At 54.1% G+C, this 1,713-nt stretch carries 2 protein-coding genes; both read right to left on the bottom strand.

Features of this window, described 5'->3' with window-relative positions; translation table 11 throughout:
• The coding region (locus tag ACTHRH_RS25605) for a hypothetical protein (protein ID WP_222126773.1) at nucleotides 1-181 on the bottom strand (181 nt) is incomplete at its 3' end.
• A 173-nt stretch (nucleotides 182-354) separates the two neighbouring features.
• A partial coding sequence (gene thrS / locus ACTHRH_RS25610) for a threonine--tRNA ligase (RefSeq protein WP_440418273.1) occupies nucleotides 355-1,713 on the bottom strand: 1,359 nt, incomplete at its 5' end.

The raw sequence follows: 1,713 nt of genomic DNA on the forward strand, positions 1-1,713 counted from the left end.
ACGAGTGCGTTCTGCTCGTGGTTCCACCCTCATTCGATTCGCTGCCAACGCTGCTCCGTCCAATGGACGAAAGACAGGCACGGGCGGACAGCTCTTCCCTATCCCCTTCCCTTCCGCTTGCTCGCGGCCGGTCCGACAGGAAAATCAGCTTCGCCTTACAACGAATCCTTCGGTATTTCATAACGGGAATAACCCGGTGATATATACTTTCGCGAATGACAAACGCGGGTTCCATATCACGGCTGCAAAGGGGTAACTCCCTGACCGGTCTCTGAAGGAGCTTGCAGCCTGGGCTCCTCTCTCTGTTCAGGCCGGACAGGGAATCATGTCTCTGGTCATCGCCTTTGTATTAAATTAATGTTTCTTGCTTTGGATATCTTCGAGAATAAGGCTTGCCGTATCCTCTATACTGTGTGCACCTATATCCCCCTGGCCCCTCCGGCGGATAGACAAGGTGCCGGCCTGCTGCTCGTTCTCTCCCACTACGAGCATATAAGGTATTTTCTCCAGTTGGGCTTCGCGGATCTTATAACCGAGCTTCTCGTTGCGCTCATCGGCTTCGACCCGGATGCCGGCCGCCAACAAGGCATCAACGGCCTTACGGGCGTATTCGTTATACGACGGAGCAACCGGCAGAACCTTCGCCTGCACCGGTGCCAACCAGGTCGGAAGTGCCCCTGCGAAGTTCTCGAGCAGAAATGCCGTCATCCGTTCCATCGTGCTGATGATGCCGCGATGGATGACAACCGGACGATGCTTCTGACCGTCTTCGCCGACATACTCAAGCTCGAATCTTTCCGGCAGAAGGAAGTCAAGCTGGGCGGTAGAGAGTGTTTCTTCCTTTTTCAAAGCCGTCTTGATCTGAACATCCAGCTTCGGTCCATAGAAGGCAGCCTCGCCTTCGGCTTCGTAGAAAGGAAGACCCATTTCCTCCACAACCTCTCGCAGCATGCGCTGCGACATTTCCCACATCTCATCGTTAGGGAAATATTTCTCCGTATCCTTCGGATCCCGGTACGAAAGACGGAAGCGGTATTCCTCAATTCCGAAGTCCCGATACACTTCGCGAATCAGATTAACGACGCGGGAGAATTCCTCCTTGATCTGATCCGGGCGGCAGAAAATATGAGCGTCGTTCAGAGTCATGGCGCGAACCCGATGAAGCCCTGTGAGCGCCCCGGACATTTCATAGCGATGCATGGTGCCGAGCTCCGCTATCCGTAAAGGGAGATCGCGGTAACTGCGCATTTCGCTCTTATAAACCATCATATGATGCGGACAGTTCATCGGACGAAGCACCAATTCTTCATTGTCCAGCTTCATTACAGGGAACATGTCCTCTTGATAATGATCCCAATGACCCGATGTCTTGTACAGATCGACATTGGCAAGAACGGGGGTGTAGACATGCTGATAGCCGAGACGCTCCTCCAGATCGACAATATAGCGTTCCAGCGTCCGGCGAAGCTTGGCGCCGTTAGGAAGCCACAGCGGCAGGCCCTGCCCCACTTCCCGCGAGAAGGTAAAGATCTTCAAATCTTTGCCGAGCTTTCGGTGATCGCGCTTCTTGGCTTCCTCCAGCAGGTGCAGATGCTCATCAAGCTGCGCCCTCTTCGGAAATGCCGTGCCGTATATACGCTGCAGCATTTTGTTCTTCGAATCGCCCCGCCAGTATGCCCCCGCCACGCTCAGCAGCTTGAACGCCTTGATTCT

It is taken from the genome of Paenibacillus sp. SAFN-117, from assembly GCF_051966115.1.
Taxonomy (GTDB): domain Bacteria; phylum Bacillota; class Bacilli; order Paenibacillales; family NBRC-103111; genus Paenibacillus_L; species Paenibacillus_L residui.